The organism is Alteromonas sp. ABH2_165, assembly GCF_056159945.1.
Genome location: NZ_JBSWWF010000028.1, coordinates 1 through 801, shown reverse-complemented (window position 1 = coordinate 801; position 801 = coordinate 1). Strand labels below are relative to the sequence as shown.

Sequence of the window (801 nt, the reverse complement as noted above, 5' to 3'; positions counted from 1 at the left end):
CGGAGGAAGAATGAAGAAATCATCGCTTTTTTACATAGTATTAAGTTTTATATTGTTTGGAGCGCCGCTTTATTTTTTTAAAGGCGCAATAGCCTGTGAAATAGCAAGTCCTCTAGGGTATAAAGAAGTGCTGCCAAATGTATTCGTTGCGAAAGATTACTCAAGAAATATACAGGATTTAGAGTTTTTGAATTATGGGGCTATGAGAGTGAGCGATATGTTCGGTGAGTTAGTTGCCGTTCCAACCATTATTTTAACCTCTGATAAGAATGAGTCTCATAAGTTTTTTGCATCTGACACAGCGACCTCCCATTTCAGTCCTTTCAATAATTGCTTGGTAATAGGCCCTAAAGGACAAAATATAGACGTAGTTGCCCACGAATTGGTTCATGCTGAGATATATTCGCGTCTTGGCTGGCTGACTCAGCTTTTAAGAATGCCTAGATGGTTTGAGGAAGGAGTTTCTTTAATGGTCGACCATAGGGAGCCCTTTTTAGTTGAAAATATATCAATGGATAAAGTAGAAGTAGAGGCGGTTAAAAAGCTGTTTTATGGTCATCAATTTTATAATGCAAACGCGTTTGATAATTATAGAGCAGCAAGGTTAGCGGTTGAATCAGTTGATAAAAATGAGTTTTATGCAAATCTTCAGAGAATGAAACAAGGAGAGAGTTTTGATGCTGTATTTGACATGTGAAACTAACAAACGCATTAAATCGCTCGCAGGCTCGCTGGGACGCTAACACATGGGCAGCGTCACTTCGTTCCTAATTTTAGCCCATGTGTTATCGCCCTTTATGC

General features: G+C 39.0%; 1 protein-coding gene. It reads left to right on the top strand.

Annotated features, from left to right (window positions below; all coding sequences use genetic code 11):
• Positions 1-697: hypothetical protein (locus tag ACXAFQ_RS20450; protein ID WP_474825213.1), on the top strand; the 697-nt coding region annotated here is incomplete at its 5' end.
• Between the last annotated feature and the right edge of the window lie 104 nt (positions 698-801).